Source organism: Polaromonas sp. P1_G2 (genome assembly GCF_056405515.1).
The window spans coordinates 1-557 of sequence record NZ_JBFUBY010000791.1; the positions used below are offsets into that span (position 1 = coordinate 1).

The 557-nt window shown below is 61.9% G+C and carries 1 protein-coding gene; it reads left to right on the top strand.

Annotated elements, in window-relative coordinates:
• Window positions 1-133: 133 nt before the first annotated feature.
• The coding region (locus AC1D0P_RS27610; protein ID WP_477679646.1) for an ABC transporter permease at window positions 134-557 on the top strand (424 nt) is incomplete at its 3' end.

Here is a 557-nt window from a genome sequence, read left to right on the forward strand (position 1 = left end):
CGCTGTTCGTCGGTGTCCTGCTCAACGGCTTTCAACTGCTCAATATTTCCAGCACGCTGGTCAGCGGCGTACAGGGTCTGCTGATCCTGCTCGTCGTCTCGACAACGACGCTTCTGAAGCGGGAGAGCCGCTGATGACGGCCGCGACGATGCTGCGCGCCCGTCCTTCCGGCATCATGCGCTTTGTCGCCCGCTACGCTTTGGTGATAGCGCTCGTCGTGGTCATGGCCATCTTCGCCAATGTTGCACCGAGTTTTCTCACCCTGGCCAATCTCGAAAGCATCCTGGTCAACAACTTCACCCTGCTCGCCATCGTCTCGATCGCCATGACCTTCGCGGTCGCGGCCGGCGGTATCGACCTGTCGGTGGGCACGGCGATCGATTTCGCCAGTTTCGCCTTTGTCTCGCTCGTGCTGGCCGGACTACCGGTGGCGTTGGCGCTCATCGCTGGCATTCTGGCGGGCGTGCTGGTCGGCGCCTTCAATGCTGTGCTGATCTCGGGCATTGGGGTAACACCGTTTCTGGCGACGCTCGGCACGCTGTTCGTCGGTCGTAGCG